The 3,113-nt window shown below is 61.2% G+C and carries 1 protein-coding gene and 5 pseudogenes; 2 read left to right on the forward strand and 4 right to left on the reverse strand.

The window, feature by feature from the left end:
• A pseudogene (locus EN862_RS34655) lies at nucleotides 1–1,061 on the reverse strand (IS110 family transposase); the annotation flags it as partial.
• A gap of 149 nt (nucleotides 1,062–1,210) precedes the next feature.
• Here EN862_RS34655 and EN862_RS34660 point away from each other — a divergent pair.
• Nucleotides 1,211–1,487, forward strand: a pseudogene (locus EN862_RS34660) (integrase core domain-containing protein); the annotation flags it as partial.
• A gap of 133 nt (nucleotides 1,488–1,620) precedes the next feature.
• Here the strand turns inward: EN862_RS34660 and EN862_RS37185 are convergent.
• The 3 genes and pseudogenes from EN862_RS37185 to EN862_RS37190 all read right to left on the reverse strand — a co-directional run.
• The gene (locus EN862_RS37185; protein WP_245460402.1) at nucleotides 1,621–1,803 is read right to left on the reverse strand and encodes a hypothetical protein; all 183 of its coding nucleotides are present in this window, start codon (nucleotides 1,801–1,803) and stop codon (nucleotides 1,621–1,623) included.
• Nucleotides 1,781–2,632: pseudogene (istB, locus tag EN862_RS34670) on the reverse strand (IS21-like element helper ATPase IstB). Before istB ends, EN862_RS37185 begins: the two are co-directional and overlap by 23 nt.
• 96 nt (nucleotides 2,633–2,728) lie before the next feature.
• Nucleotides 2,729–2,989 (reverse strand): annotated as a pseudogene (locus EN862_RS37190) (IS21 family transposase); the annotation flags it as partial.
• On the opposite strand from EN862_RS37190, the pseudogene EN862_RS34680 reads away from it, so the two are divergent.
• Nucleotides 2,988–3,113, forward strand: a pseudogene (locus EN862_RS34680) (transposase); the annotation flags it as partial. The pseudogenes EN862_RS37190 and EN862_RS34680 overlap by 2 nt on opposite strands.

A 3,113-nucleotide genomic window follows, 5' to 3' on the forward strand; every position in this document is an offset into this window, starting at 1 on the left:
GCGGATGGCGACTTGTCCGGCGATCCACAGGGTGCGGCGCAGCCGAGCATTGCCGAATTTGGAAAGGCGGGTCTGGCCCCGATATTGGCCTGACTGCTGTGTCGAGAGGTTCAGCCCGCAGAACTTTAGAAACTGGCGATGATGGGTGAAACGGCGAAGATCGCCGGCTTCGGCAATGATGGTCAATGCGTTGATCGGTCCAATGCCCGGGATTTGTCGCAGGAGCTGATAATCCTGGCTGTGCCGCAACAGCTCGTCGGCCTGCGCTTCGATCTCATTGCGCTGCCGGATCAGGCTGCGTGCTTCGTCAATGACCATCCGGAACATGCGAATGGCAGGGACATCAAGCGGCAGCGGCAGTCCGATCGATGAGCGCGCCGTCTCGTAAATATCCATTAGAATCTGTGTCTTGCTGACCTTGCGGCCGACGACATCCCACGCTGCTGTCACAAACTCCTCCTTTGTCCGTGATGCTTGCTGGCGTCGGAAAGGCATGAAGGAAGGCGAAGAACCAATCGCTGCGGCTGTTCCCCCGGAATCGATCGATCTCGGGAAAATACAGTGGCAGGTAGTGCGTCAGGATACGGTGCTGGATCTCGGTCTTGGCCCTTGGCGATCGCTTCATGGGTCTTCGACAGTTCCTGCACGTCGTGATGCCGGCGCGCGGCGGATCATGGTAGACCTGCGTCGCCTGGATCCTGAGCATGTGCAGCATCACCTGGGCATCCTTTGGATCGTTCTTGTCCCAGCTGTTGTGCAACGCTTCTCGTGTTCGGGCCAGCGCCAGCGACGCCACCAGCCGCACCTCGAAACCCGCTTCAGCCAGGCGCCATGCTATCGGCCGGTGATAGTTCCCGGTCGCTTCAAAGGCGCAGACCACAGGGCGGCCGTACGCCTGCAGCACTTCGATCATATGGTCGTGCTCAACACCGGGTGTTGAGGACCAAAAGGCGACGCCGGCGCTTGTGGCCCGGTGCTTCGATCAGAACTTCATTGCGCACCTTGGCAATGTCGATCGCTACCAGCACCGCGGCGGCGGGTGTAGAATCTGAAGTGGTCATGGTCGGTCTCTCCGGAATGGGCTGTGAACATTCCACATTCTAGAGAAACTTTGACTGGCCATGGCCGCCTCGACAGCGGTGCGCGCCTGCAGCGAGCTGCGCGCACCGCTCTCTCGGTCGCCGCGGCTCCTTCATTCCGTAGGTGCTACGGCTCCTGCTACAAATCAAAGGCCTTCGCCAAGGCCTGCCGCGATCTCGGCCTCAAGCACGTCAGGACAAGACCCTATACGCCCAAGACCAATGGCAAGGCCGAGCGCTTCATCCAGACAGCATTGCGCGAATGGGCTTATGCCATCGCATCCGACATCCGATCACCGTGCCGCCGAACTGCCTGTCTGGCTACACAGATACAATTGGCATCGTCCACATGGCAGCCTAAAGTCCAAAACACGTATCAGTCGCCTGGCTCTAACCGAGGACAACCTGTGGAGGCAATGGCGGCGTGCATGGGGCGTCCATCGCGCGAAGCTTGGAGATCGGCCGCATATATGTTCCTGCAGCAGCGGGCGTTTTCAGTGCCGTGGGTCTGCTTCTGGCCGAAAAGTCAGTAGCTGTCGCATCAGCCTTCGTCGCACGACTGGACGAGCTCGACGATACGGCAGCTGAACAGGCTTACGTTCAGCTCCAGCGTGAGGCGGAGCGCCTTCTGGGTGTTTCCGGGAAGGCCAGGTGCATGCGCCAGGTAGAGATGCGCTACCTTGGGCAGGCATTCGAGCTGATTATTGATCTCGATGTTGGGCACCTATCCACCGAGGCGCGCAGCGAGCTGCGGTGAGCGCCCGATCAGGCGGAGCTGGTTGGGGTTGCACAGCCTGATCGGGCGCGGCTGATTGGCTTTCGGCTTCAGTTTGAGAGCGGCTCTTGAAGCGCCAGGACTCATTTCCGGTTTCGACGATCTCGCAATGGTGAGTGAGGCGATCGAGCAACGCGCTGGTCATCTTGGCGTCGACGAAGACGCTCGGCCATTCACCGAAGGCGAGATTGGTAGTGATGAGGATCGAGGTGCGCTCGTAGAGTTTCGAGATGAGATGGAAGAGCAACTGCCCGGCGGCCTGGGCGAAGGGCAGATAGCCGAGCTCATCGAGCACGACGAAGTCTAGCCGGGTCAGGTGATCGGCAATGCGGCCCTGGCGGCCGGAGCGGGTCTCGGCCTCCAGCCTGTTGAACAGGTCGACGACGTTGAAGAAGCGGCCTCGCGCGGCGTTGCGGATGAGTGAGCGGGCGATGGCGATCGCCAGATGCGACTTTCCTGTGCCTGTTCCGCCGACCAGGAACGACGTTGCGATGATCGGCGACGAAGACGCCGCCGGCGAGATCGCGCATCCGGGGTTCGTTGACCGGCGTGCCGGCGAAGTCGAAGTCCTTGGCCAGCGGCAACTTGGCGACGGCGAGCTGGTATTTGATGGAGCGGGCCTACTTCTCCGATATCTCGGCCTGCAAGAGATCACCGACAATCCTGGGCGGCTCGTGCTGTCGCTTGATGGCGACGCGCCCATGATCTCGTCATAGGCGCTGCGCATTCCGTAGAGCTTCAGCGCTCCCATCAGTTCCATTACCTCGGTGCGTTCCACGGCTGTTTGTCCTCCTGAGACTGTCATAGCGGGCGCAGTCGGCGACCGGCTCGTGAGCTAGCTTCAGCGCCGGGGAATGGAAAGGATCGTGCCCGGCGCCGGATCATGCGCGTCGAACACCATCTCCTGCGTCTCGCACGGATACGCCCTCACGAATACATGCGGCTGGTGGCAGAGCCGCATGTGCGCGACCTTCACTGTCACTGTCACGCCGTCGAGCAGGACGATCTCGTGACTCCAGTCGAACCGGTAGGCCTCGCCAGGTGCAAAACTCAGCGGAATGTGGGCCTCGGCGCTGCCGCGATCCGCCGCCCAACTCTGAGCATGCCGCCACACCGAACTGTAGCTGCCGTCAAAGTTCTGCGGGCTGAACCTCTCGACACAGCAGTCAGGCCAATATCGGGGCCAGACCCGCCTTTCCAAATTCGGCAATGCTCGGCTGCGCCGCACCCTGTGGATCGCCGGACAAGTCGCCATCCGC

The organism is Mesorhizobium sp. M2E.F.Ca.ET.219.01.1.1, assembly GCF_004016445.2.
In the GTDB taxonomy this organism is placed as follows: Bacteria; Pseudomonadota; Alphaproteobacteria; order Rhizobiales; family Rhizobiaceae; genus Mesorhizobium.